At 51.9% G+C, this 26,175-nt stretch carries 20 protein-coding genes and 4 pseudogenes; 9 read left to right on the top strand and 15 right to left on the bottom strand.

Annotated features, from left to right (window positions below):
- From AC1DRN_RS27180 to AC1DRN_RS27140, 9 genes and pseudogenes are all read right to left on the bottom strand, one after another.
- The coding region (locus tag AC1DRN_RS27180) for a hypothetical protein (RefSeq protein WP_477786850.1) at positions 1 to 447 on the bottom strand (447 nt) is incomplete at its 3' end.
- A 338-nt stretch (positions 448 to 785) separates the two neighbouring features.
- A complete protein-coding gene (locus tag AC1DRN_RS27175) occupies positions 786 to 2,171 on the bottom strand; it encodes a lipopolysaccharide biosynthesis protein (RefSeq protein ID WP_223462663.1) in 1,386 nt (461 codons plus the stop codon).
- On the bottom strand, positions 2,162 to 3,298 hold the full coding sequence (locus AC1DRN_RS27170) for a DegT/DnrJ/EryC1/StrS family aminotransferase (protein ID WP_223462664.1): 1,137 nt from the start codon (positions 3,296 to 3,298) through the stop codon (positions 2,162 to 2,164). The genes AC1DRN_RS27175 and AC1DRN_RS27170 overlap by 10 nt, the downstream gene beginning before the upstream one ends.
- Complete coding sequence (gene wbpD / locus AC1DRN_RS27165; protein ID WP_223462665.1) at positions 3,299 to 3,883, bottom strand: UDP-2-acetamido-3-amino-2,3-dideoxy-D-glucuronate N-acetyltransferase; 585 nt, start codon at positions 3,881 to 3,883, stop codon at positions 3,299 to 3,301.
- 7 nt (positions 3,884 to 3,890) lie between these two features.
- Entirely contained in the window at positions 3,891 to 4,841 is a 951-nt protein-coding gene (gene wbpB / locus AC1DRN_RS27160) for a UDP-N-acetyl-2-amino-2-deoxy-D-glucuronate oxidase (RefSeq protein ID WP_223462666.1), read from the bottom strand.
- 79 nt (positions 4,842 to 4,920) lie between these two features.
- Positions 4,921 to 6,234 carry a UDP-N-acetyl-D-glucosamine 6-dehydrogenase gene (gene wbpA, locus AC1DRN_RS27155; protein WP_223462667.1) on the bottom strand — a complete coding sequence of 438 codons (1,314 nt, stop codon included), beginning with the start codon at positions 6,232 to 6,234 and terminating at the stop codon, positions 4,921 to 4,923.
- A gap of 109 nt (positions 6,235 to 6,343) precedes the next feature.
- A pseudogene (locus tag AC1DRN_RS27150) lies at positions 6,344 to 6,427 on the bottom strand (exopolysaccharide biosynthesis polyprenyl glycosylphosphotransferase); the annotation flags it as partial.
- A gap of 253 nt (positions 6,428 to 6,680) precedes the next feature.
- Positions 6,681 to 8,909, bottom strand: a complete 2,229-nt coding sequence (locus AC1DRN_RS27145; RefSeq protein WP_223462668.1) for a polysaccharide biosynthesis tyrosine autokinase — start codon at positions 8,907 to 8,909, stop codon at positions 6,681 to 6,683.
- A gap of 37 nt (positions 8,910 to 8,946) precedes the next feature.
- Positions 8,947 to 9,387, bottom strand: a complete 441-nt coding sequence (locus AC1DRN_RS27140; RefSeq protein WP_223462669.1) for a low molecular weight protein-tyrosine-phosphatase — start codon at positions 9,385 to 9,387, stop codon at positions 8,947 to 8,949.
- Positions 9,388 to 10,035: 648 nt separating this feature from the next.
- Here AC1DRN_RS27140 and rfaH point away from each other — a divergent pair.
- Positions 10,036 to 10,566: a transcription/translation regulatory transformer protein RfaH gene (gene rfaH / locus AC1DRN_RS27135; protein WP_223462694.1), complete on the top strand. Its 531-nt coding sequence runs from the start codon at positions 10,036 to 10,038 to the stop codon at positions 10,564 to 10,566.
- A gap of 627 nt (positions 10,567 to 11,193) precedes the next feature.
- On the opposite strand, the gene AC1DRN_RS27130 is transcribed toward rfaH, so the two are convergent.
- The 4 genes from AC1DRN_RS27130 to AC1DRN_RS27115 form a co-directional block, all read right to left on the bottom strand.
- Positions 11,194 to 12,588, bottom strand: coding sequence for an undecaprenyl-phosphate glucose phosphotransferase (locus AC1DRN_RS27130; protein ID WP_223462670.1), 1,395 nt, complete (start codon positions 12,586 to 12,588; stop codon positions 11,194 to 11,196).
- Positions 12,589 to 12,948: 360 nt separating this feature from the next.
- The gene (locus tag AC1DRN_RS27125; RefSeq protein ID WP_223462671.1) at positions 12,949 to 13,635 is read right to left on the bottom strand and encodes a winged helix-turn-helix domain-containing protein; all 687 of its coding nucleotides are present in this window, start codon (positions 13,633 to 13,635) and stop codon (positions 12,949 to 12,951) included.
- Between the two features lie 34 nt (positions 13,636 to 13,669).
- A complete protein-coding gene (locus tag AC1DRN_RS27120) occupies positions 13,670 to 14,257 on the bottom strand; it encodes an EAL domain-containing protein (protein ID WP_223462672.1) in 588 nt (195 codons plus the stop codon).
- Between the two features lie 185 nt (positions 14,258 to 14,442).
- A complete protein-coding gene (locus AC1DRN_RS27115) occupies positions 14,443 to 15,183 on the bottom strand; it encodes a winged helix-turn-helix domain-containing protein (protein WP_223462673.1) in 741 nt (246 codons plus the stop codon).
- Between the two features lie 525 nt (positions 15,184 to 15,708).
- On the opposite strand from AC1DRN_RS27115, the gene AC1DRN_RS27110 reads away from it, so the two are divergent.
- A complete protein-coding gene (locus AC1DRN_RS27110; protein WP_223462674.1) occupies positions 15,709 to 16,542 on the top strand; it encodes an undecaprenyl-diphosphate phosphatase in 834 nt (277 codons plus the stop codon).
- 54 nt (positions 16,543 to 16,596) lie between these two features.
- Here the strand turns inward: AC1DRN_RS27110 and dusA are convergent, their stop codons facing one another.
- A complete protein-coding gene (gene dusA / locus AC1DRN_RS27105) occupies positions 16,597 to 17,616 on the bottom strand; it encodes a tRNA dihydrouridine(20/20a) synthase DusA (protein ID WP_223462675.1) in 1,020 nt (339 codons plus the stop codon).
- Positions 17,617 to 17,718: 102 nt separating this feature from the next.
- Between dusA and AC1DRN_RS27100 the strand changes: the two genes are divergently transcribed.
- From AC1DRN_RS27100 to AC1DRN_RS27090, 3 genes and pseudogenes are all read left to right on the top strand, one after another.
- Positions 17,719 to 18,819, top strand: coding sequence for a site-specific integrase (locus AC1DRN_RS27100; RefSeq protein WP_223462676.1), 1,101 nt, complete (start codon positions 17,719 to 17,721; stop codon positions 18,817 to 18,819).
- 33 nt (positions 18,820 to 18,852) lie between these two features.
- Positions 18,853 to 19,464 (top strand): hypothetical protein, encoded by a 612-nt coding sequence (locus AC1DRN_RS27095; protein WP_223462677.1) that lies wholly within the window; start codon positions 18,853 to 18,855, stop codon positions 19,462 to 19,464.
- A gap of 212 nt (positions 19,465 to 19,676) precedes the next feature.
- A pseudogene (locus AC1DRN_RS27090) lies at positions 19,677 to 21,050 on the top strand (transposase).
- Between the two features lie 293 nt (positions 21,051 to 21,343).
- On the opposite strand, the gene AC1DRN_RS27085 reads toward AC1DRN_RS27090, so the two are convergent.
- Positions 21,344 to 21,613, bottom strand: a complete 270-nt coding sequence (locus AC1DRN_RS27085) for a pyocin activator PrtN family protein (protein WP_223462678.1) — start codon at positions 21,611 to 21,613, stop codon at positions 21,344 to 21,346.
- A gap of 288 nt (positions 21,614 to 21,901) precedes the next feature.
- Between AC1DRN_RS27085 and AC1DRN_RS27080 the strand changes: the two genes are divergently transcribed.
- From AC1DRN_RS27080 to AC1DRN_RS27065, 4 genes and pseudogenes are all read left to right on the top strand, one after another.
- Positions 21,902 to 22,339 (top strand): hypothetical protein, encoded by a 438-nt coding sequence (locus AC1DRN_RS27080; RefSeq protein WP_223462679.1) that lies wholly within the window; start codon positions 21,902 to 21,904, stop codon positions 22,337 to 22,339.
- A gap of 523 nt (positions 22,340 to 22,862) precedes the next feature.
- On the top strand, positions 22,863 to 25,502 hold the full coding sequence (locus tag AC1DRN_RS27075) for a hypothetical protein (protein WP_223462680.1): 2,640 nt from the start codon (positions 22,863 to 22,865) through the stop codon (positions 25,500 to 25,502).
- Positions 25,503 to 25,601: 99 nt separating this feature from the next.
- A pseudogene (locus AC1DRN_RS27070) lies at positions 25,602 to 25,697 on the top strand (glycoside hydrolase family 19 protein); the annotation flags it as partial.
- Positions 25,684 to 26,016 (top strand): annotated as a pseudogene (locus AC1DRN_RS27065) (cell wall hydrolase); the annotation flags it as partial. The pseudogenes AC1DRN_RS27070 and AC1DRN_RS27065, both read left to right, overlap by 14 nt.
- Between the last annotated feature and the right edge of the window lie 159 nt (positions 26,017 to 26,175).

The raw sequence follows: 26,175 nt of genomic DNA, 5'->3' as shown, positions 1-26,175 counted from the left end.
ATACTGAATAACTCGATGGGCGACATAGAGAGCCAGGGGGTAGTTGATTTTTATAAGTGTCCGTAAAATAAATTTTTTAAATTTGCTTTTTGAACTTCCATTGATCTCTTCTAATACGGAGACTAACGGTGTTGGTACGTCAATGACTATTTTTTTTCCTTTTAGTCTTTGTATCAATAATGGAAAGGAACAAAGAAGCATAGAGAATGCCGTGGCTCTTACTATCAGTAAGTCAGCTCGACATTGCATAATCCTTAGTGGTAGTAGCAAGTGCCCCAGAATTCCGTCTTTATGTACTATGTCATGCTCAGCTTGATATCCATTCGATGACAACGCTGATGTAGTATTTTTGATTTTATTGATAACGCCAATAGATGCGCTTTCATTCCAGCGAGCCAGGTATTTGATTTTAGTATTAGAACTTTTTAAGTCGTGTCTGATTTTCAATTTTAAACTCCAAAGTTAATACGTAGCCCACGGTGAAAGCTATCAGGTGACGACTTTTAAGAGGGTTGCAAGTAATGTTCAATTTGAATTTATCTACGGTAGATTAATTTTTTGGGCTGTTTGTTTAATCCTTGGCTAAGAAAAAATGTAGTTATTGTGTCTTGTTATTTTTGGTTTGGATAAACTGAGGGTGTGGGTTATGAGTTTGGTGGTGTCTAAAACGCAAGTGATGAAGTTTAGTGGTTTTAGTTTTAGTTTTAGTTAGTGGTTGGGTGTGAGTGCTAATTCTTAGGTTTGTTAAGTTGTGTCAAGAGGTGGTTGAGATAGTTTGGTTTCGCTCAGTAAAATATTTTATCAATTATGAAAGTTGTGACTATTGCGCTGGTTAGCCAAAACAAAATTGGCAGGTAACTGCGTGAAAGTGCTTTCCAAAGGTCTGGTATTTTGATTGCAGATAGCGATAAAACTACGTAAAAATAGATTCCATAAAAAACGAAGCCGGATATTGAATAAGCCTCAGCAACCTTAGTTCTCGTTATGTAGTAAGCGCCCATAACTGCTCCTACTCGGAGTAGTAGACCCAAAAATTGCAGCAGAAATGCAGTGCGCTGATTACCCGTTACATGTAATGACATCGAAACAGGTGAGGCTAGAAATTGCATAATAAACCAGGGCGTCATCCATGCAACTAGTTCACCTGCACGCTGCCATTCTTCTCCGAATAAAAGTGGAAAAACGGTAGGGGCTAGTATCCCGGCGAACAGTAGAGGCCCAACACCGGTTTTTACAAGTCCACAAATTATTTGCATAGTAAAGTTAGCAAGTCTTCCAGCGCGCATTTCTTCTGGAGCTTTCGACAGATAAACTTGAGAAACAGCCCCGCCAATCAGTCCCATAGGAGCAGCCATCACCCGTGTTGCCAGCATAAGATAACCAGCTTCCTGGCCTATTGCCACCGCCGCTATGATAATTATTGGAAGCTGAATACCCGCGCTATTGGAAAGTGATTCCAAGGTGGAAAATTTTGGATATTGTTGATATTTTCCAAGTACAGTCCTCATTCCAGTCCAGCTTATCGATTGTAGTGCCGCACGATTATCTTTCCATGCATTCTGCGCTAATCCAAATAGTCCTGCACCGCTAGCCACGGTGTGTCCTAACAATAGTCCAAAGGGGGCAGAATTTGCCCAACCCAAGCCTATTTGAGTACCGATCCCTCCAACCGCTTGGCCCATCCTCGTTCTTGCAATGATGCCAAATTTTTTTTTGCGGGTGGACCAAAACTGCATTGCTGAATAAGCGCTAGTAAACCAGATCCCCAATGGAAGCATCCACAGATATGACTTCAAGTAAGGCTGGCGTAGTAGTTCTACGATTTCAATTGAATACAACCAGACCGCGAGAGCAGTTGTCCCAGCTATCACGGTACAACTAAACAACGATAGTGCTAACAGATTGGCGGCATCTTCATCACGTTCAGGCATGGGAATGGCTATTTCCAATCGAAGGCAGGCCGAGACGGAAACAATTCCCAATATTGAGGCATAAACAGCAAGCATACTGAAGTCTGTAGGTGAATACAGCCTTGTAATAAGGGGCAACGCCAAAATCGTCAGAGCTTGCGCAAATGCTGTACCGCCAATTAAAACTCCTACGGAGCGAACAAAGCCTGAACGCGATTTGAGTTTTTCGCGCAATGTATTAATTACACGATTTATACCCATGGGGCCTCGGAAGATACCAAAGCGGCGGCGATAGTGCACTGATCGGATGCTGTAAGATAAGGATGCATAGGCAAACTCATTACTTGCGATGCTATCTCATCACCCACTGGCAAAATAGCTAAATTATCAGCAACGGCAGGTTGTTTGTTCAGTGGGATCGGGTAATGTACAGCGGTCGGAATTCCCGCCTCTTTCAGTTTTATTTGCACAGCTTCTCTGTTCTTTACTCGGACAGTGTACTGGGCAAATACGCTAGTATTGTGAGGTTCTATAAAGGGAATAGCTACTATGGTCGAATACTTTTCTGCAGTAGGCTTCTCGTTACTGCTGGAATTAGTGAGCAACTTATCGTATTGCTTTGCAATCCGATTTCGTGCGTCAATTTCATCTTCAAATATGGCTAACTTCGGTAAAAGGATGGCGGCTTGTATCGTGTCAAGGCGACTATTGACTCCTACGCGGACATGGTGGTAGCGACGGTCTTGGCCGTGGCGAGCAATCTGTCGAATTATCTTGGCCAGTTCTTCATCATTGGTGAAAATAGCTCCTCCATCCCCATAGCAGCCTAAAGGTTTGCTAGGAAAAAAGCTCGCACAGGCAATTGTAGTCAAGTTGCAAGAGCGCTTACCTCTATAAGTTGCTCCGAAACTTTGGGCGGCATCCTCAATTACTGGAATATTGTACTTTTTAGCAATAGCATTAATGGTATCGAAATCAGCGCATTGACCGTAAAGTGATACTGGGATTATTGCCTTGGTACGCGGAGTTATCGCCGCTTCAAGTAAACTCGGATTAAGGTTAAAGGTGCGGGGGTCAATATCAACATATATCGGCTTAGCGCCAAGCAATGCAACGGTTTCAGCGGTAGCAATGTATGTAAAGCCCGGAGTGATTACTTCATCGCCAGGCCCAATACCCAGTGCCATTTGGGCGATCTGCAAAGCATCAGTGCCGTTGGCGCAAGTAATACAGTATTTTGCGCCTACAAAGTCGGCTAATTTGTCTTCGAGTTCCGTAACTTCCGGGCCCAGGATGTATTGCCCATGCTCTAGTACTCGTTTGATACCGAGTTCGATTTTATCTTTAATACGTTTTTGCTGAGAGATTAGGTCGATGAATTCAATCATTTAATGCGCATCCACTTTACGAAGGGTATTTCCGGTCAATATATAACGAGCCTCGGTATGGCGGCAGACCACTTCCCCCTCTCCATCTAAGGGCAGATTCAGTTGTTCACCAAATTCGCTCATCCAGCCAATCTGCCTGGCCGGTACGCCGACCATTAGGGCGAAATCTGCTACATCTTTATTGACTACAGCGCCTGCGCCGACAAAGGCATATTCACCAATGGTCACGCCGCACACGATGGTGCAGTTGGCGCCAAGTGTGGTGCCTTTTTTCACTAGGGTGTCGCGATACTGGTCTTTGCGTTCGATCAGCGAGCGCGGGTTATAGACGTTGGTGAAGACCATGCTCGGGCCACAGAACACGCCTTCTTCGAGGGTGACGTTGTCGTAAACGGAGACGTTGTTCTGCACTTTGCAGTGGTCGCCGATCACCACCTGGTTGCCGACGAACACGTTTTGGCCAAGGGATACGCCTTGGCCAATGCGTGCGCCGCTACAGACGTGAACGAAGTGCCAGATGCGCGAATTTGTGCCGATCTGCGCGCCGTCATCGACGATGGCGCTGGGATGCTGGTAGTGGGACATGGCGATCTCAGCGGTTCAGGGTGTTGAGGAAAGGGTGGCCTTCATCGTTCTGCGCGCTGACGATGGCGGCGGAGCGGATGGTATTGACAGTTTCTACGCAGTGGCGGGCATCTTCGATGCCATATCCGCGGCCGGCGAGGATTTCCTGATAGCTGGTGGTGTGCAGGTCAGTAAAGCCTTCGGAGAACTCCATTTCTTCGCCGTTGACGGTGATGGAGCGGTAGGTGGGCTTCTTGCCTTTTACAGATGCGGGCAGGTCGTTGGCATCGATAGATAGGAACCAGCGCACGCGGGCTTTCTCGTATTCAAGGTAGCCTGCGGCCTTGTGCTCGGAAGTGAAGTGCACGACGTTGCGTTGCAGTTTGCCGAAGATGAAATGCAGCATGTCGTAGAAATGCACGCCGATGTTGGTGGCAATCCCGAAGGACTTGCGCGGGTCGCCTTTCCAGCTCTCCGTGTACCACTTGCCGCGCGAGGTAATGTAGGTCAGTTCGACATCGTATTTGTGCTCGCTGGCTTCGCGAGCGACCTTGCCCTTCAGGTCGAGAATCGCCTGGTGATGGCGCAACTGGAGGATGTTGTACAACTTCTTGCCCGTTTCCTGTTCGACCAGCGCCAGCTCATCGAGAATTTCCGGGGTTGGCACCAGCGGCTTTTCACAAATTACGTCGCAACCGAGGCGCAGGCCAGCAGCAATATGCGAATGATGAAGGTAGTTGGGCGAACAGATGGATACGTAGTCAAGTGCAGTGGCCGGATCGCGCTTAAGACGGTAAGCGTGTTCGTAAAAGCACTCGAATTGGGTGAAAAACTCGCTCTGCGGCGAGATGCTGTCGATGATACCGACGGAGTCATTGATGTCGTAGGCGGAGACCAGCACGTTGCCAGTATCCTTGATGGCGCGCATGTGACGAGGAGCGATGTAACCGGCAGCGCCGATCAGGGCGAAGTTTTTCATGGGGATTCCTTGCGAAGCACGATAACCCGGCAAGACGTCTATTGTCCTTGCCGGATGTTTTCGACAGTAATGAAAGTGATCAAGCCTTAATGATGTGCTCTGCCGGGGCGCGGTACTTGCCACGGCTGTCGACGATCAGACGTGCATGCTGCTTGATCAGTTCGTAATCGAACTTGTCGTGGTCGGTAGCAAGCACCACCGCATCGAAGCTGGCAATATTATCAGCGCTCAATGTTTCACTGCTCAGTTCGAAGTGGTGTTCACGCATTTTGGGAAAAACTGGTACGTGCGGATCGCTGTACCCGACGATGCCCCCCTTGGCCTCAATCAACTCCATGATTTCCACTGATGGCGATTCGCGCATGTCATCGACGTTCTTCTTGTAGGCGATGCCGAGTACGAGGACTTTGCTGCCATTGAGCGCTTTGCCGCTGTTATTCAAGCCGTCCATCAGTTTGGTAAGCACGTACTCAGGCATGGCTTTGTTGACTTCACCGGACAGTTCGATAAAGCGGGTATGCAGACCATATTCGCGCGCCTTCCAGGTCAGGTAGAAGGGGTCGATCGGTATGCAGTGACCGCCGAGGCCTGGACCAGGGTAGTAGGCGGTGAAGCCGAAAGGTTTGGTGGCTGCTGCATCGACAACTTCGAAGATGTCGATGCCCATGCGGTCGGCGACGATTTTCATTTCGTTGACCAAGCCGATGTTGACGGCGCGGTGGATGTTTTCCAGCAGCTTGGTCATTTCCGCTGCTTTGGTCGAGCTGACCTGTACCACTTGGTCGATGGCCTGCTCATACAGAGCAATACCAACTTCTAGGCAAGCGGGGGTATGGCCGCCGATGACTTTCGGAATAGTGCGAGTTTCAAAGTTGGGGTTGCCCGGGTCTTCGCGCTCTGGCGAGTAGACCAGGAAAATGTTCTTGCCGACAGTTAGACCGCCTTCCTGTACGCGAGGTAGCAGTTCTTCCTCGGTGGTACCGGGGTAGGTGGTGCTTTCCAACGAGACCACTTGGCCCGCGCGCAAATAGGGTTTAAGCGCATCAGTGGTGTTGATCACGAAGCTCATGTCCGGCTCGCGATATTTGTTAAGGGGAGTCGGTACACAGAGAATCAGAGCATCGCATTCGCTAACACGACTGAAGTCGGTAGTAGCGCTAAAGCCGCTCTCGCGCGCGAGTTTAATCTTGCTTGCTGGAATGTGTTCTATATAGCTCTCGCCCGAGTTCAACTTGATTACTTTGCTTTCATCAATGTCAATACCCAACACTCGGAAGCCGATGGCGTTGTAACGCAGCATCAACGGCAGACCTACATAACCGAGGCCGACGATGCCGATGATAGCTTCCTTGCTTTTGAATTTTGCGATACTGGTTTCTTGGTGTTCGGACATAAGAAAGACTCGGATTGGTAGGGGTAAAGTTAAGAGTTCTGTCGGTGTATCGCCTGCGCTTGTTTATTACTTACCAGCGCAACGTTTCTACAGGTGACGGTCGCGACCTTTAATAGATATCTTTCGATAACAGCATGAAGGGCGTCTTTATCAGAATTTTCATATCCAGCCACAACGGCCAGTTATTGAGGTAAGTTGTTGGTTCTGCCTTTGGCACAAACCGTTGATGGTCTTGGCTTTCCCCTTATCTATGGCGGGGAGGGATTTGCCGTGGCCGATATTGAGGTTTGGGCACGCTACCGCCCCAGGATTTTTTGCTAGTCCCTGAAAGCGGTTGTATCTATTAATATGCCTGTATCATTTATTGCAGGTGCAGGAAGTACGGTACTCTGAACGCCCTTAGGGTCTCAGGGGCGCTCGCCTATCATTAAAAGCGGTGGTGAAAATTAAACGCTCTCTGACTTATATTCGTAGTTGTAATAACCGTAGTCGCTATAGCCATATTTGGAGGAGGCGCGCTTTTCAACGCCATTGAAAATAGCGCCTTTCAAATCAATGCCATTTTGAGCAAAGCGACGCATGGTCAATTCAATTTCACGAACCGGGTTAAGCGCAAAGCGCGTCACAATCAAGCTGGTACCCGACTGGCGGCCAACAATCGCCGCATCCGTTACCGCCAGCAATGGTGGAGTATCCAGAATCACCAGGTCGTACTGGGCGCTGACTTGCTCCAGAAAGGCACTGAAGTTTGCGTGCATTAGCAGTTCTGAAGGATTGGGTGGTATCTGTCCGCGGCCGATAACGTCAAGGCACTTGAATTCAGTTTTATTGATCGCGGTTGCCAGGTCGCAGCGCTTGACCAGTAAATCAGAAAGCCCGTTTTCAGCCGGGATTCCGAATACTTTATGCAGATACCCCTTGCGCATATCCACGTCGATAAGCAATACACGCTGGCCGGTCTGAGCGATGACTGCGGCGAGGTTGGCGGAAATGAACGTTTTACCTACCTTGGGGCTCGGGCCGGAGATCATCAGGCGATTATTGCTGGCTTCGAGCATGGCGAAGTGCAGACTGGTGCGCAGGCTGCGCAATCCTTCCATGGCCAGGTCGGTAGGGTGACTGCTGGCAAGTATGGGGGCGGCCCTGTTGGCGCTGCCCCGGTTACCCCGGGGGAGTTTGCTTTCTTCACTTTTCTGCAGCGTGCTGAAAGGAATGGATGCATACACCGGCAACCCCAACTGTTCAATTTGATCCGGATTTTCCACGCCGCGGTTAAGGGCTTTGCGAAAAAGCACCAATCCAATAGCCAGGAAGCCCCCGAGGAGGGTGGCGATAAGTACGATCAGGGCCTTCTTGGGTTTTACAGGCTTGAGCAGATCCACATCGGCGGTGTCGACCAAGCGCACGTTGCCCACGGTGCCGGCACGCATTACATCCAGCTCCTGGGATTTATTCAGGAGCTGGGTATAAATTTCGGTGCTGACTTTTACATCGCGGGTGAGGCTAAGCAGTTCTTGCTGTGTTGAAGGCAGGCCCTCGACTTTTTTGGCCAAGCCATTCTGCTTGGCTGTTAGCTCGCCTAATTGGCTGAGCAAGGCCCGATAGGCGGGATGCTGACGGGTAAACTTGCGATCCATTTCCGCTTGCTGCAATTTCAATTCGGAGATGCTGGTATCAAGCGCCACGATCTGGTCGAGAATGGCTTTGGCTTCCAGGCTGATATCGATGGACTTACTGCGAATTTGATACTTGTTCAGGGCGTTTTCGGCTTTTTCCAGGTCTTTGCGGACCTGAGGCAGTTGATCTTGTAGGAACTCCAGGCTTTGAGCGGCTTCGGCCGACGTTCGCTCAACATTTTGCCGTACATAGAGCTTGGCGATTTCATTGAGGATTTGAATGGCTTCGGCCGGTTTCTCGCTCTCAAGAGCAAGCCCGATCATGCCGGACTCTTTACCGCGTTCTGCTACATCAAGTACCTTTTGGTACGCCAAGATACTGGTCAAGCGTGGGTCACGCACAATGCTGAACGTTGTGCCAGGATTGGCCTGCAACACCTCGACTTGCAGTTTGATGCCGTCCTGGTCATAGGCTTGGCCCACTTGACTTTGGACCAGAACATTGTCGTCTTCATCCAGCAACGTGAAGTGGCCACTTTCACCGCTGACGAAAGTTAGTTCCTCACCCAGAAGTTCTTGTGGGAGCTCGAGCTGAAATATTTTCAGGGTTTCGCCACCCCAGGCAAAGCTGCTCATGCCAAACCATGGCGTCGCGACTGTATTCACAGCGTCTGGTTTGAAATGACGAGCAATAAAGTCGCCGATCACCGGAAAATGGTTCGGCTCGACGGTAATATCGAGCGATAAATTGTCGACAACCTTGCCGATGATGGCGCGCGATTTGATTAATTCAATTTCTGTGGCTGAAGGCGACTCTTTACCCAACATGCTGTTGATATCGGAGAAACCGAGCATGTCATTTTTTTTAGCCTCCACCTGTATCAAGGCAGTAGCTTGGTAAACAGGCGTGGCCAACACCGCATAGGCCGTTCCCACGGCCATAGAGGCAGCAGTGATCCCGGCAATCAACCATTTATGATCGACCAGTGTCCCGAGTAGGCCCATCAGGTCGATTTCATCATCATCGTCATGAGAGGTTAATGCTGGAGTTTGCTGCATATGTGGGTTCTTTTTTAACAGGTATTCAAGGAGTGGTTTAGCGTGCGAGACGCCTTGCCCAGGCGGTTACTGCTTCTTCAATCAACGCGTATGCATGCACAAAAGCAGGTTTTCCTTGACGGTAGGGGTCGCTGATTTCGCGGTTGTTCTGCCATTTGCCCAGCAAGAAGACCTTGCCTCGCGCTTCAGGCGCAATCTTGAGAACACGGTCTATGTGGGACTGCTCCATCACCAGGATCAGATCCGATTCGCTGATGGTGGCGGGGGTCAGTTGATTGGCTTTGTGCTCATTTGGCAGATGGCCATGCTCTTCCAGGACGATTCGGGCGGTGGGCTCGATCGGGTGGTCTTGTAGCGCGCCAAGACCCGCGGAGCTGACTTTGATGTCGGACCGGCCCAGTGCATCTCGCAACAAATGTTCTGCAGTGGGACTTCGGCAAATGTTGCCAATGCAAACGATGAGAATCTTGTTAAACAAGGCAACCTCCCTGGAAATTCCACACTTGCGGTGATGGTGCAATTGGAAAGACTGAAATTCTGTTTTTCTTCAATGGCACTTTTGTGACGGCTTGCAGCTATTGGGTGTGTGCCTCTTTCCGTGAGGAATTGCCGTACCGGATGAAACTGTTCACTGCGAAGACTCTGGTCTGCTGGAATCTTGACTTGGAGTGTGCCTGACAGTTGCTGTGCTAAAAATCATAACTGGCAACCCACGACAAACTCAACCATTAAATGCCACGGGATTATTGGGTGTGTAGAGGAAAAAAATATCAATATATAAAGTCAGATATTAAATAACATCACTAACGCTTAAAATAACATTGCTGGATATTATCGGACAAATTCTAACGTTTTCGGCTTTTTTGTGTTGTGCAGTATTGGGCTGTGTTAAATAGCGTGAGGCGCGGTTTGACGATTAGTGTAGGGGATTGCTTTGGGTAAAGCGTTCTCCAGCATTCGTTTATTGCCAATAAGTTTCGTATGTTTTTAAAGGGCGTAGTTTCCATGATCGGCCAATTCCGTTTCTCAGGTGCGTTTCCATCCTTGGGAGAAATCCGTCGCAAGGTCGAGGAGACAACCACGGAGCTACTTGACTACATAGGCAGAGAAGGGGCTGATTGTGTCCATCCATAGTGCTTCGGCAGTTCAAACGGCCTTGCCTGAGAGTCTCACTGCCAGCGCCTGGTATTTGGTTCAATGCAAGGCGAACCAGGACGAGCGTGCAGAGATCAATCTGGATAACCAGGGGTATACCTGTTTTCGCCCTACGCACCGGCGCGAACGTGATTTACAGGGGCGCAGGAGGATTGTTCGCGAATCGCTGTTTCCGGGTTATCTGTTTATCCAGCTCGGCTCAGGTGAGAGCTGGGCGCCTTTGCGTTCTACCCGGGGTGTATTGCGAATTGTCAGTTTTGGAGGCAAGCCGCTGCCCGTAGGTGATGACTTGATCGCCCGGCTTCATGAGCGCGATAGTGGAGCCCCTGTGGAGGCTCGGTTTGCCTGTGGCGAGAGGGTGCGTATCAATGAGGGGCCTTTTGTCGATGTGGAAGCGATCTTCCTGGCGATGGAGGGAGAGCAGCGTGTGTTGCTCCTGATGACACTGCTGCAACGTGAGCAAAGAATCAGCATCCCCCTGGTTGATATCAGTAAACATTGACACGGCGCATTGCTCCCGGCCAGCCAATCAGCGAGCAGATACCATTCTGGCAACGAGGTTAGTTGCTCTCGTCTTCGCTCCTCCCCCCCCTGTAGGCATTAAGCATTTTTTCGCAGCGCCGGGAAGGTCGTGGTCTCAGTCGGGGCCGCAACTTTGCGGCGTCGCTGACGTTCCAGCTCGCGAACAGGTTTATGTCGTCACGCGATTGCCCGGTATCCTTTTTTTGGTTCTTCACGCAATCCCGGGAAACTGTAGGAGCCAGCTTGCTGGCGATGGACTCAAGTACGCCGCGTTTATCCGGTTCACACGCGTTATCGTTATCGACCATCGCAGCTCCTGCAAGGGAGCCTGCCCACGCTTTTTTTGCGGTCGACTGCTGCCGTTGCGCCTGCCTGAAGATAAGTCCGGGCATGCCGATATCGCCCTGAATCGGCTCATCAGCTGTACGGTATCGAGCGGAGATTTAAAAGAAGTCGGCGATGAGTATCGCCACGAGAGTCGACAGCAGAACAGTCTGCCGGTGTTGGTGCAGTTGCAGGCGTGGCTGGTGAAGGTCCAGCCACGAGTGACGAGGCTAACGCATTGCGCAAATGGCTTGCGTCTCCTGGTTAACCTGCGGGTGCATCATCAATAAATGTCTTTTGACAGCAGGGTGAACGGTGTCTTCACCAGGATTTTCACATCCAGCCACAATGACCAGTTATTGATGTACTTGAGGTCGATCTCGACGCGCTTCTGCATCTTGTCGATGGTGTCGGTCTCACCGCGGCAACCGTTGATTTGAGCCAGTCCGGTGATCCCTGGTTTGATTCGGTGGCGCGCCATGTAGGCGAGAATCTTGCCGGAGTAGTAGTTATTGTGCGCAACGGCATGCGGACGTGGCCCGACCAGCGCCATATGGCCCTGCAAGACGTTGAACAATTGCGGTAGCTCATCGATGGAAGTGCGACGGATAAAGCGCCCGATCGGGGTGATTCGCGAGTCGTTACGGCTGGCTTGCTTGACCTCGTGATCGTCATGCACACGCATCGAGCGAAACTTCCAGACCTTGATGACCTTCCCGTTCCATCCGTGGCGGTCCTGTTTGAAAAACACCGGGCCATGGGAGGTGAATTTGACGGCCAGGCCAATGATCAGCAGCAACGGGCTTAGAGCGACAATGGCCATCAGCGCCAGGCTTTTATCGAACAGGCTTTTACTCAGCGCGGCAGTGGGTTGGCTGCTCAGCGGGCATTCAATCAAGTGGATTGCCGGCATGCCATCCACATCACTGACCGAGTGATTGAGCAGCGTCAGGCTGTTCAAGTCCGGGACCCAGACCACATCGACGTTGGCATCCAGCAAGTCGACATACATTTCTTCGATTTGTGCCGCTTCGCTCAGGGGTAGCGTGATGTACAGGCGTCGGATGTCATGGGTCTTGATCAGTTCGAGCAGTTCCTCTTGCGGGCCTACGACAGGTGGCATACCCGTCTCCGGCAAGAGAGCGGTGTCGGAGCTTACCAGGCCGACCAGCGGGAAGTGCTCGAGGGCACGCAGCTTGTTAGCCAGGCCCAGTGCCAGCTCGCCAGTACCGACAATCAGCGTTCTACGCTCGATTTGAAGCGCCCGTTGGTAGTACTTCGAAAAACCATGCAGCGGGACGTACAACAACGCCTGCCCGATGTAGCTGCAGAAGGCCCATATCAGGATGATTTGACGAGAAAACAGTTCGTTGGCCTTGCAGAGGAAGGCGACAATAGCCAGCGCTGCCAGTGTCATTGACCAACCCGTCAGTAGTCTTATCAACCCTTCCAGGTGATTGTCCTTTTTTGCATAGGCGCCGCACCATGTATAGGCCGGAACCGATGCAAGCACAGTCAGCGTTGCGCATACTCGATAATAGAACTCTACCGTTCCGTTCTGGTAATAAACCAATAGAAGTAACAGGGCGACAACAAAGCCCTGACCCAATGCCCACTGTCCCCAGAAGGTCAGTCCTTTGAGGGTGGTATTTCGATTGATACGAAGATTGTTAACCATACGATATCCCCAAAATACGTCCATTCGTGTTTCGACAAACAAGAGCCAAAATTTATGCGTTAAGAGTTGTTGTTCATGCTTAGATGGCGATGCATTGACGACCGAAACGCCACGCGGGCGGCGCTGTCATCAGTTCATAGGTTAAATTATTAGTGCGGGCACTGTCTGACGACTTTTAACGAGCGGGTGGCGTATCTGGTTGATATGTCTGGGTGAGAAGCGCGTTAGAAATAGTCTGGATTAAAGTTTGTTAACGCGGCTTTATAGAGGGCGCGGGCGGTGCCGGAAATACGGAGGGGCGATGGCATGGCGTGCTTTTTTATTGTTGTTTTGCACTGCCGGGACGAACATCTGAATTGCTCAGGCCAGATTTTTTACGCGGACGATTTTTTGGATCACGCAGTACCCGCGATTCCTCACTGCACGAAAAAGGCGTTCGCCGTTACTGGCTTTTTTAAATTTTTCCTGTAGTCGACTCAGGCACATTTCGAGACCCCGATATTGTTCAGGTTCTCTACCGATGCTGCGGATAAGGTCGTCCTTGCTGACCACGCGATCTTCATGGTGCAGCATTTTTTTAAGCAGCGCGGCCTCCAGGCCAGTCAAGACAATTTCCACGTCATCTTTGATCAACGCGCCACTGCTGTCGCTCAGTCGCCAGGTTTCAGTCGCTGGAGCGTGCGGTTTGGCTGGCTGGGAGACATATTCCCTGGTGTCATCCCTGGAGCTGTCTACGGTTGATGTGAAGTGCGTAAATTTCGATACGGATTGGGCAGCTTGCCATTCGGACTTGAACGTCGAAAGTATGCGCTGGGTATCATGCTTGATAACGGGAGGAACCATTCTGGCCAATTGTGGGGAAATAATCTCCATAAGCTTGGGGGCAGAAGTGGGCGGCGCAACGCCTTCAAAAAACATTTTTGCCTGTGACGTGCCGTAACTGTTGTATCGCTTGCTGGACAGTAATGCCTCAAGCTCCAGTTGTAGTGCGGGGTTGTGAGTAACTACGACAAAGTATTTCCTGGGGAGGTTTGTGCTGCTATCCATGGCTCTCTCCTGAGTTGCACGTCTTGAATTCGGTTTAAAGGTTGTCGGCAGGGGAGTAATGACTCCCTTGAAAGTAATCAAAGGGCAGTGCACGTGCCAGTATATGGCTAGCAGCATGCTCCACTCTGTCCGCTATAAAGGCGACTTTTGTATTGTGAGCGAGCATGGTCATGCGTTCGTGAAGACGATTGAATAACTCTGGGTTGCCACTGAGCTTGAGGCTCAAGTCTAGAGAGGAAATGGAAATCTTTATATAGTCGAATAGATTCAGGGTGGTAAAGATTTCGATACTTTCATCGTCGATGTTGTAGTCGTCGAGCGCGATTTCTATGCCGTGATCTTTCAACAGATATACGTTGTGAAGGATTTTCTTTTTTTCTGCGAAGCTGACAGCCGACAGGGGGAGCTCATTGAGCGCGACAACCAGTGTCTGGCCAAATTCGCGCAGAGCGGCGCCGGACTGTATCAGCTCTTCCGTGAGCGCAGAGTTGGCGAGATCTGACTGCCCTACGCAAACAAATCTACGGCTCAGGTATTTGTTTCCGTTGGTGGTGTTGTGATCTTTCAGCGAGAAGGCCATCAGCCTGGTCTGCATCAGTACTTCACTGTAGATCCCGCTCATCTGATGCGCCTCTGGCGCGCGGGGCGCGCAAGCGGAGTCGTCAAAATGTATTCTGATCTCGCTGCCAAACGGGCAGTCATCCCGAGAGAGAATCAATTGTCGAGACAGGTAATGCTCTGCGTGACCGTAGAGTCGCACGCTCCCTGTTGCGTTCATAATACAGAAACTCCCTTCTACATTAAGAATCAGGTTGTCGAGATCAGACCCCTGATTAAACGATATCCATGCCCACGAATACTTTGTATGGCGTTGCTGCCATACATGCCTTTTATTTTGCCGCGAAGGCGACTGATCGACTTTTCCAAGGCTCTTGGGTCATAAAAATTTATATTCAGCCCCATGATCCTGGCGATTTCATCATGGCTCAATATCTGGTTTTTTGTTTGAGAGAAAGCCTCAAGAATTTTCATTTCCGCAAACGATACGTCCAGCTTTTTATAGTCGCCAATCAGGCACATGCGAGTGGGGTCCAAAAGCAGATTATGCTTTTTTTGCCATTCTGGACTGCTAAAAAACTCCGACAGTGCGTCAGTATTTTCGCCTGCAAAAGTGTCGCAATTAATACAGTAGTCGGCCCCGGCAAGAAAGTATTTCATCTTGTTGTAGGTGCCTCTACCGGTGATGGCGATGAAAATTATTGACGCCAGATTATCGGCGCGAATGTTTTCTACCAGGGTGAGGCTCTCAACAAACGCTTGAGGGCTGTCAATAACGATGAAAATTGCACGGTATGAATTAGAATTCTTGTTTCTTTTGAATGAGTTGCTATAGCACATTGCATCAACGGCAATATCCTGGCCTACGTGGCGTGCGACTAATTCCCTAAAGCCCTCAGCTAGCGTGTGGGTTCGCCCAATGGTGAGAACACCTGTCTCCTCCTTCACGTCGCTGTGGCCTGTAGTCGTTAATTTCCCTGTAAGCATCATGCTTTGACTCGGATAGGTGCTGGCATTCGAATGTTAAAGCACCAATTCTCGCTTGTGACTGACAATTGGTAACATTTCACTGTTTTTTCAGACGGCCGTCTCGTTTTTTTAACATTGCCGGTGATTCTGACGTGATGGTTTGCCCGCTGGTGGTTCGAGGTGCCTGATGATCGATGGCAATCTCGTGGGGTTGATGAGGTATAGCATTGTGCCATCTATTGGTCCAATGCCCCGTATTTTCGCAGCCATATGACCGCGCATGTCGTTAAAGTTTCAGCCACCTGACTTTTTTTGATTGGGCGTCATGAGGCGGTAGGGTTTTGTTGTTTCAAGTGCGATTTTTTGCTCTTGTCTGGCTCAGTATTCTCCAATATTAACCGTTATATAACGTTGGTGTTGGTGGTGTCGGCCATGGACATTTCATAACATTGAGTTTTATTGATCGGCCTAATGCGCTTTACTTTCGTGTTGGCGTTGAATTAGAGCGAAGTCGACGCATGGGTATTTATCGATGAGGGGGGGGTAATGGATCTTTGGACAGCCATCACAGTATTGATTTTAGGGATGGTCGAAGGTCTGACGGAGTTCTTGCCGATATCAAGTACAGGGCACCAGATTATCGTCGCGGACTTGCTCGGCTTCGGCGGCGAGCGAGCCATGGCCTTCAACATCATCATTCAATTGGGCGCGATCCTGGCGGTTGTCTGGGAGTTCCGCCGCAAGATTCTCGAGATCGTTACCGGCTTGCCGACCCAGCGCAATGCGCAACGTTTCACCTTGAATCTGTTAATCGGTTTTCTCCCGGCAGTGGTCTTGGGGGTGTTGTTCGCCGATAAGATCCATGAGTATCTGTTTAATCCAATCACTGTTGCAGTGGCACTAGTGGTGGGTGGCATCATCATGTTGTGGGCCGAGCAGCGGGAACATGTGGTGTCTGTCGACCATGTTGACGACATGCGCTGGACCGACGCCCTCAAGGTCGGTTTCGTGCAATGCCTGGCGATGATTCCGGGCACCTCGCGCTCGGGATCGACGATTATCGGTGGATTACTGTTTGGCCTGTCGCGTAAGGCTGCCACGGAGTTTTCGTTCTTTCTGGCGATGCCGACCATGGTCGGTGCCGCCGTGTATTCCGGCTATAAGTTTCGGGATCTGTTCCAGGCCGGGGACCTGCCAGTGTTTGCGCTGGGTTTCGTGACGGCGTTCTTTTTCGCCATGATCGCCGTGCGTGGTTTGCTCAAGTTCATTGCCGGCCACAGTTACGCCGTGTTCGCCTGGTACCGGATCGGATTCGGTTTGCTGATTCTGGCAACGTGGGTATTCGGTTGGGTTGACTGGACCGGGGCTGTAGCGCACTGAGACTCGCACCAGGCTGCAGGACATGCAGCCTGGTCGCAGGGAAGCGGCTAACCGTTAACGCCCCTCAAGCAGCTGTGCCGCTTGATCCAGCAACGCCAAAGGCTCTTTGGCCTTGTGAATGTCCACCGACAGTAACTGCCGAAACTTGCGCGCCCCCGGGAACCCGGTGCCCAGGCCCAGTACATGTCGGGTGATGTGGTGCATCGAACCACCTGCAGCGATGTGCGCCGCTATATAGGGACGCAACTGCGCCAGCGCCTCAGCCCGGCTGATCACCGGCGCCGTGCTGCCGAACAGCTGCTGATCCACCTCGGCCATCACATAAGGGTTGTGATACGCCTCACGGCCCAGCATGACGCCGTCGAACGTCTGCAAATGCTCGTGGCAGGCCTCCAGCGTCTTGATCCCGCCGTTCAGGATAATCTCCAGCTCCGGAAAGTCCGCCTTCAACCGCGCCGCCACGTCATAGCGCAGAGGTGGGATGTCGCGGTTTTCCTTCGGCGACAACCCCTCCAGAATCGCAATCCGCGCGTGCACAGTAAAACTGGTGCAGCCGGCCTCGCGAACCGTACCGACGAAATCACACAGTTCTTCGTAACTGTCGCGCCCGTTGATCCCGATTCGATGCTTGACCGTCACCGGAATCGACACCGCATCGCGCATCGCCTTCACACAATCGGCCACCAACTGCGGATGCCCCATCAGGCACGCGCCGATCATATTGTTCTGCACCCGATCACTCGGGCAGCCGACATTCAGGTTCACCTCGTCGTACCCGTGCTCCTGCGCCATCCGCGCACACGCGGCCAGGTCCAGCGGCACACTGCCGCCGAGTTGCAATGCCAGCGGGTGCTCGGCTTCGTTGTGGCGCAGGAAGCGGTCGTGATCGCCGTTGAGCAAAGCACCGGTGGTGACCATTTCGGTGTAGAGCAGGGCGTTTTTCGACAATAGGCGCAGGAAAAAACGGCAGTGGCGGTCAGTCCAATCCATCATCGGCGCCACACTGAAGCGGCGGGACGGCTCAGAACGGGCATGGCTAGTGTTTACGGGCGCTTCAGGTTTTTCGAAATTCATTAATACTGATCTTTTATACAGCGGTTTTTACCCATTTTTCCTTGTTTTTCGAAGTCGGTTGCTACAATGTAGAAACTGAATTCGGCAATGTAGCAACTGGAAATGGGCACGATCACATCACGTAAGCGCAAGGACAACTCGACGGCCTACACGGCACAGATACGGATCAATCGGGACGGGAAGACAGTTTATCAGGAAAGCCAGACCTTCGACCGCAAGCAGGTTGCTCAGGCGTGGATCAAGCGCCGCGAGACCGAGCTGGCGGAGCCGGGCGGTATCGAGCGCGCGAACCGCAAGGGTGTGACGATCAAGAAGATGATCGAGCAGTACCTGGACGAATACGAAAAAATCCGCCCGCTGGGCAAGACCAAGAGTGCGACGCTTACGGCGATCAAGGATACCTGGCTGGGCGAGCTCGACGATTCGGCGCTGACCAGCCAGAAACTGGTGGAGTTCGCCCAATGGCGAATGAGCAAGGAGGGCGGTGGTGTTCAGACGCAGACGGTCGGTAACGATCTGTCGCACCTGGGTGCGGTGCTATCCGTGGCGCGGCCGGCCTGGTGGGGTTATGAGGTCGATGCGCTGGCCATGCCGGACGCGCGCAAGGTATTGCGCAATCTCGGTATGGTCAGCAAAAGCAAAGAACGCAACCGCCGGCCCACACTGGATGAGTTGGACAAGCTGTTGACGCACTTTTTTGAGATGCAGACGCGCCGCAAAGCCCAGATCGACATGCCGAAGATCATCGCCTTTGCGCTCTTCTCGACGCGTCGGCAGGAAGAAATCACGCGGATACGCTGGGACGATCTCGACTGTGCCCGGCAGGCTGTCCTGGTGCGCGACATGAAAAACCCGGGGCAGAAAATTGGCAACGACGTGTGGTGCCATCTGCCTGACGAAGCCTGGGCGATCCTGCACACCATGCCTAAGGTGGAGAGGGAGATCTTTCCCTACAATGCCAAGTCAGTATCAGCGTCCTTTACGCGGGCCTGCCCGCTGCTGGGGATTGAAGACCTGCACTTCCATGATCTGAGGCACGAAGGGGTGAGCCGGTTGTTTGAGTTGGACTGGGACATTCCGAGGGTGTCGAGTGTTTCGGGTCACAGGGACTGGAACTCGTTACGTCGATACACGCATCTGCGGGGGCGAGGCGATCATTATAAAAATTGGAATTGGTTGAAGCGGGTTCTAGCTCAGCCGTGAGGTCAGATTTGTTTTGTGCTCTGGGAGGGGATAATGCTGGATATGGATGCGCGGAAGCTCACGGCTTTTTTTCGAAACAACTTTGTGAGTTTGTTGATCGTTTCGATCGGCTTTGCGGGGTTCGGGTACAAACTATGGGAGGTGCATCAGGCCCAGGAATACGAGGCGAAAGTTTTAGCAAGCAAGCTAGTAGCCATCAATGATTTGATGGTCGTGTTCGAGAAGGACAAGGCGAGCGTGGCGGTCGAACAAGCAAAGCGCGATTTAGAGCTACAAAAAAGAGAGTTTTTGGTTGGGCGTGCAGAATCGGAAGTAGCCAAACAACAGCTGGATATTGCTTATCGAGAGAAGACGGTTATCGAGTCGACTCAGCAGTTAAAGACAGTGCAACAATCGCTCAGCAAGGAGCAGCAGGTAGCTGATGCGGAGGATAGGATTCAAAAAGTCATCTTTGAGTTTTCCGAGCTAGGAGTGAACCTTAATGACAATTATCGCTGCTTGGATGGCGGGCCATTGAGAAGATATAACTCAGCCAAAGCCAAGTTTTTACAGATATATTCGTTAGTCAAAGCCAATTCATTAGACGCAAAGTACGTAGATTTCATCCGGCAAAATATGCCTCAAAAAGACTGGTATGGGTGTTAAGCAAGGGGTGCGAAATTGCACTCCACTTGACCACCCGCTTGCATTCGACCTGACCAGTCATTTGCATTCGTTCTGACCACCGATTGCATCGGATGTGACCAGCACGCTTTGTAACCATGATCGGCAGAGAACGGCCGATTCTGTTGAAAAAGTAGCTCCCCTATCTGGCCTGCGGCAAAATATCTGCATTGGCCAGCAGGGAAGCACGCAGCATGATGGGACAGTTATCGAGTGGGCAGGATCGGCTGTTTTACTCGTTCAACCTTGAAGATCACATTCCAGCCAATCACCTTCTGCGCAGCATTGATCGGTGTCTCGATCTGAGCGACCTGCGCCATTACCTCGCCGATTTTTATAGCCCGATCGGGCGTCCGTCGATTGATCCTGAACTGATGATTCGCATGCTGATCGTGGGCTATTGCTACGGCATTCGCTCAGAGCGGCGGTTGTGCGAAGAGGCTCATTTGAACCTGGCGTATCGCTGGTTCTGCCGGTTAAGCCTTGAAGATGAAGTCCCCAATCACTCGACCTTTTCCAAAAACCGACACGGCCGTTTTCGGGACAGCGATCTCTTTCGCTGGCTGTTCAATGAAGTGCTGCGTCGTTGCATGGACGCAGGCTTGGTCAAAGGTGAAGGCTTTGCCGTGGACGCCAGCATCATCAAAGCGGATGCCAGCCGGCAGCGCGGTGTACCGGGTGATGAACAGGTCAACTGGAGCGATCCGGCCCTGAGCACCCGCGCCGTGCGTGAGTATCTTGAGGCGCTCGATGAAGAGGCTCTGGCCGAAACGCTACCGAAGCGCCTATCGCTGACTGATCCTCAAGCCCGCTGGACCGCAGCACCAGGTGGCCCAGCGTTCTACGCTTACTCCACGAATTATCTGATCGATACCGAGCACGGCGTGATCATGGATGTGGAACCCACACCGGCTCATTGAACCGCAGAAGTTGAGAGCACCAAGACGATGACCGATCGGGTCGAAGCGCAGTTCGACATCAAGCCGGAACGCCTCATTGGCGACACCGCTTACGGTACCGCGCCGATGCTAGCCTGGATGGTGGAGGAAAAAGACATCGAACCACATGTGCCGGTGTGGGACAAAACTGAGAGCAAGAACGACAGCTTTTCGAGTAACGATTTCCACTGGAATGAAGAGGCCGAGGAATACCGCTGCCCAGCCGGCAACGTATTACGCAGCGAATGGCGAGCCTTCAAAAACGAGCGTTCGCACGTCACAAAAGCCAACACCATCATCTTCCGATCCAGACAGACCGACTGCGCGACATGTCCGATGAAAGCCAAGTGCTGCCCGAACACTTCGATTCGCAAGATCGTCCGCAGCGTCCATGAAGCCGCTCGTGATGTGGCTCGACGCATCGCGGCGACGCCGGAGTACGTGCGCTCTCGCCACGAACGTAAGAAGGTCGAAATGTTGTTTGCCCACCTCAAGCGCATCCTGAAACTGGATCGCTTGCGACTACGTGGCATGAGTGGCGCGTCCGATGAGTTCACGCTGGCGGCTGCGGTACAGAACTTGCGTCGACTGGCCAAACTTACATCTCAAGGGCCGCCTGCCCCAGGATAGGTGCGCCTGCACTAAGCCAAAAACCTCAAATTAACCCAATAACAAAGCAACAAAGGTCAACAAAGGTCAACGAAGGGCCGAGAAACCACTCAATGTGGTGAGTAGGTTCTCCGGTGGTTGCCGTGCCTGAGTTCAGGTGATCTGAAAATCCGACTTTTTCAACAGAATCGGTCGTTCTCTGCCGGTCATGGCCACGCAGCGTGATGGTCAAATCCGATGCAAATGATTGGTCAGGTCGAATTCAAATGGGTGGACAAGTCCGTGCATAAACCAAGGGGCCTAGGCCCCTTGGTTTATGCCGCGCGTCCCATAAGCTGATTTTGCTCTTTTGCGGCTTTCTCACGCTGTCGGTCGATGTAGTCTGAAAGGTCTTTCAGATGGATGCCCAGCTCGGCCTTCTGGCTATTGGCGCCCAGGCGCACCACCGGAATATCGATCTCGCCTGATAGGCGTTTTTGCTTGAATTTTTCTACGGTTAAATTCATGTAATCTGCGCAAACGCAATCCAGTGGAATGACTGCTTGCCCATTGTATTGAGCCATCAGAAGAAAAAGGGTGTTCATGCCGCCACCTCGATTGGTTTAATTTCTGGACCTGTATTGGCTCTGAGTAAGGTCATCATCGACCTCGGCAGCACCGAACCTCCATGGACGGTTTGTGCGAATATGGGCATGCTTCGCTTCCGCTTTGGAGCAAGGAGCCAGCAATGATTGCTGACGGCGCTATATTCACCAGTAAAAGACTGGTTTGGTGGTTGCTTTCCCCGCTGGGTGTATTGCTCGTTGTAGGAGGGCTGGTTCTGGTTTTTTTGGCAGAGTGATGCGCCTGCTTGGTTCCAAGTAATCGGTAGCTTGGCTGCGGTTGTAACTGCATTGGTTGTAGCTAATAAACAGGCGCGTGACACGGCTCAGGCACGCAGGACTAACGATGAAGTGGTGTTTCGACTGGATTGCGGTGTTGCAACGCGTGCCGCTGCGGTGAGTAGTCTTTTGTTTCAGAACTTCGACACAATTCAATCCAATGACAAGGCTGCCCGAGTTGAAATAATGACCACAGTTGAGGAGCAGCTGCTCGCAATGCGTGGCATTAATCCTGTCGATTTGCCGTTGCCCGATATGGTGGAACCCTTTCTGGTTATTAGGGGCGCCCTGGAGCAGAGCGTGGTCATGGCGCGCCTTCTTTCCGATACAGGCACGATTGATAGATTGAGGTGCGCGACAACGCTCTCGATGAATTCCCAGGCTATTCACGATGCGGCCAGAAAGTTGTCTGGTCTGCGGCTGGTGTGAAGTTTCTGGCGAGTATTTATACCCCACAACAAGCTGCGCGGGCGGGCGATTCTGAGCGATTAGCGTTGCGTCAGGTACGGCTGCCCCGCGCAGCTTTTCGTGGGGTATAAGTGTCTCGGCGGTGGCGCTAAGCGGGTCAATAATGCCTGCTGCTGCGCAGCAGAGACTGTTTGTTTCTGGTGCGTTACCGCCAAAGTCGAATTGTTCAAGCGCCCCATTCTGGACGCGGGCTGGATTATCACTGTACCCGACTACGTTGCTATGGCGGACATCTTCGACCGCGCCATAAACCACGAGTGGCCAGCAGGGTAGGTCTGCATGGTGTTTGGCTGCGTCTGCGTCAGTCTGTTGCAACGATTCGTACATTCTTCATTCGGCCTACAACGCCTGCGCCGGTACACTGCCAACCGATTCTCTTTTGAGGTTGGTCGTAATGGTTAGTCGCCGGCAATTGATAAAAATCAGTGCACTCGGCACCGCTTCATTTGCGGCGCCGGCGGCTTACTGTGTGAGCGAGATGACCATGAGCTACAACACCCGTAACCCGATCGGTAGCACCGATCCGCGCGATTTGTCGGACAACGCGAAATGCTTAGATAGCTTCACGAACGGGCCCGAGCCCACATATACAGATCGGCTTGGGGCGAATCGCAAAAGCATCCCGGGGATGATCGCAGAGTTTGATACCTACCAGTTGCAACGGGGTGAAGCGTTTCATAGTGCTCAGACCAACCGCGAATCGGTGTTCGATGCGGCCCAGGCATCTCGCCGTTCTGATTTCGCCACATTTATGGATGCGAGTGGGTTTGAGTCGCCAGAGGCATATATCGCCGGACTTTTGCTCAGTAGGATCACGCAAACGGTTTCCTATCTCGGTAACGAGTACCGTGTAAAAAGTCAGTTCCTTCCGCTCACGACCACCACCTGGGCTACGGACGAATCGAAGCTGAAGTTGGTCGGCGACGACTCGCTACGCCAAGAGATGGCACTGGCCGGCGGATCACAGAAGGTGGGGTGGTCGAGAACAATCCTATCCGAAACGATAAAAACCGTCGGGGAAATGCTTTCCGCGCAGGCCTACAACGTGTGGGAGTATGCCGACAGCATCATTAGCAAGCCGACATCTGATCCCAAAACTTGGGACTGGTCGCCTGCCTTAATCGCGGCTTGGAACGCCACTCCAGCGGGAGGCTCTCTGGTTGTCCCTCTTGGCGTACATATCGCATCCGCAGTTACCTTGCCGGACAAAGCGGTCAATCTTTACTGCATGGGGCCGATCACGGTTGCCGATGGCAATTGGACGGCGTTGTACTTCGACGGCACGGCCAATGTGGTTGAATACCCAGGCACTATTCTGACAGGGCTTACCGCTTCAGACACGAAGTTGAATTTCGTATCGGGAATGGAACCAAACCTCAATCCCACCGAATATTACCTGGTCATTTATTCGAATGAGGTAAACGTCAATCGGGTTAACGAGGCTCATTACACGCCATACTTGAAGCGAGAGACCCACTCGCTCAGCCATTACGACTGGTCGGTCCATGACCCAATTTTGTACACCTACAATAACTTGGTCGGCGTTACTCTGCGTTTTGTAAAAAAAGCACAACGCACCAAAATTGTAGGTCTTTCGTTGGTTGCAGATACAACCACGGACCGAACGGCACGTGATCTTTTACGCACTTGCTATAAGAGTTGCGTGGACTTCGAGGGTTTGTTCATTGATGCATCGAAGGCCAACCGGGCGGGGTTTGGTTTCGAAATGTTCGGGTGTTTCGATTTCGTGCTGAACTCTCCACGCGTGCTGGGTTACAACTTGACTGGCTTCGACTCCTATAAAATCCGCAACTTCCTGTCGGCGCATTTGGTGTTTAACCATTATATCGATGCCACTGACCGGGATGTCGGAGGGATCAAAACTGAGCGTGCCTATGCCGCCATGTACGGCAATTTGGTGTTGTTCTACAACTGTCATCTGAATGGTATCGATGAGCACTTCGGCAGTCGGTACATCATTCGGGGCGGCAGTCTTTCGCACCGCGGCGTTGGGTTCTCCGGCCGAGACTTTACCATTGACGGCACCCGATTTACTGGGCCGGGGGTGATGTTCCAACCACGAGACGATGCGCCATCGTGTTCCGGTACGCTGCGTATCGACAACGTTGAGCTCGATGCCGTATCCCGTTTGATCCTCGCCGAGACCAATACCACGGCGGACCCATTGGGTCGCACCACCCCCTTCAAGTTTTTTGATCGGGTATTGATCGACGGTGTTGTAGTTAAGGGAGGAAAGCAAGTAGAGGACAACATTATCTCTATTCGAGGAATTCGGAGTGCCGCCAAGTTCACATCATCCCTGACGACCCTGTTTGAAATTAAGAATCTGAAGGTGTTTAGTGAGCGCACGACAGTGGACCAGTGCATCGTCCAGGTAGCTAACGCATGGATCGGTATGCTCCACGCCAAGGACTGGGAGATCGCTGACAGCGCCGTTGCGTACCGGGGAGACATTCGATATTTAGGGCCGATCTATGATGCGCTCAACGTCGGGGAGCTGAAACTTACCAACAGTCGAGCGACAGTTTACGGTGTCCGAAATACAGCCAAGCTCACCATGCAGGGCGGTGCTCTGGCGGGTAGTGGCGAACGGCTGTTGGTGTCTGGCGACCATGGAGATGTCACAGTCGCCTTGTCTGGCGTGGATCTGTTGAAACCGCTCAGCGAATTGGCGCCCATTGCCGGAGCTAACCCTACTTGGGATATCGTCGATTGCAAGGTGGCAGTTGCGCCCGATAACCTGGCGGGCCGAGTTGGCCGTGGGCTGCGTAACACTATTGCAGTCGGTGTGGCCTTGCCGGGCGCGTTGGTTGGCAAGCTGCGAGTGTATGAAAACCCAAGCCTGTACATTCCGGCAACGATCCTGGCGACAGGTTCTTGGAGCGTACCCACCATTGCCACCGGCGGTTTTACTTCGTTTGATTTCGTGGTGAGCGGAGTCGTCTTCGGGGACCAAGTGGATGTAAGTATCTACCCGTTCGCACTGCTGGTTTCTGCGCAGGTAACGGGGCCTGATACGATCAAGGTGACGCTGTATAACGGCACTACCAACGCAATCTCCCCGGGGATTCAGGGGCTGAGGTTTACTGTCAGGAAAGTTTAAATAGTTGGATCGAGGGGGCTCAACGATTTGCTCTTACGATCCATTTTATAGGAACGGAATGCCCGTCTAGAGCGGGCGTTTTTTTGCCTAGAGAAAAGCATGCCGATCACTCAGCAGCAGTTGCTGCAGATCCTTCCGAACGCCCGCCCAGTTGCGGGCGTTTTTACGCTTGGAGAAAACTATGCCTGTAACAGATAAGGACCGAGACATCTTCGCCCGCACCTTGTGGGGCGAATCTCGCGGCGAAAGCCTGGCCGGCCAGGTCGCAGTGGCCTGGACCATCCGCAACCGCGTGAACGATGGCAAGGCCAAGTCGTGGTGGGGAGAGGGCTATGGCGGTGTGTGCCAGATACCGTACCAGTTCAGTTGCTGGAACAAGAACGATCCGAACTTCGCCTACCTCAGTGGCGCCAAGCAGATTTCGTTCCGCGAATTTGCTCAGGCGCAGATTGCTGCTGACCAAGTGATGGCTGGGATGGTGCCGGACCCCACCGGCGGCGCCACGCACTACTACTACTACTACTACTACTACTACTACTACTACTACTACTACTACTACTACTACTACTACTACTACTACTACTACTACTACTACTACTACTACTACTACTACTACTACTACTACTACTACTACTACTACTACTACTACTACTACTACTACTACTACTACTAC

The sequence above is a fragment of the Pseudomonas sp. P5_B3 genome, from assembly GCF_056400405.1.
Note: the sequence above shows the minus strand (reverse complement) of the source record. Positions and strands in the feature narration are given on the sequence as shown.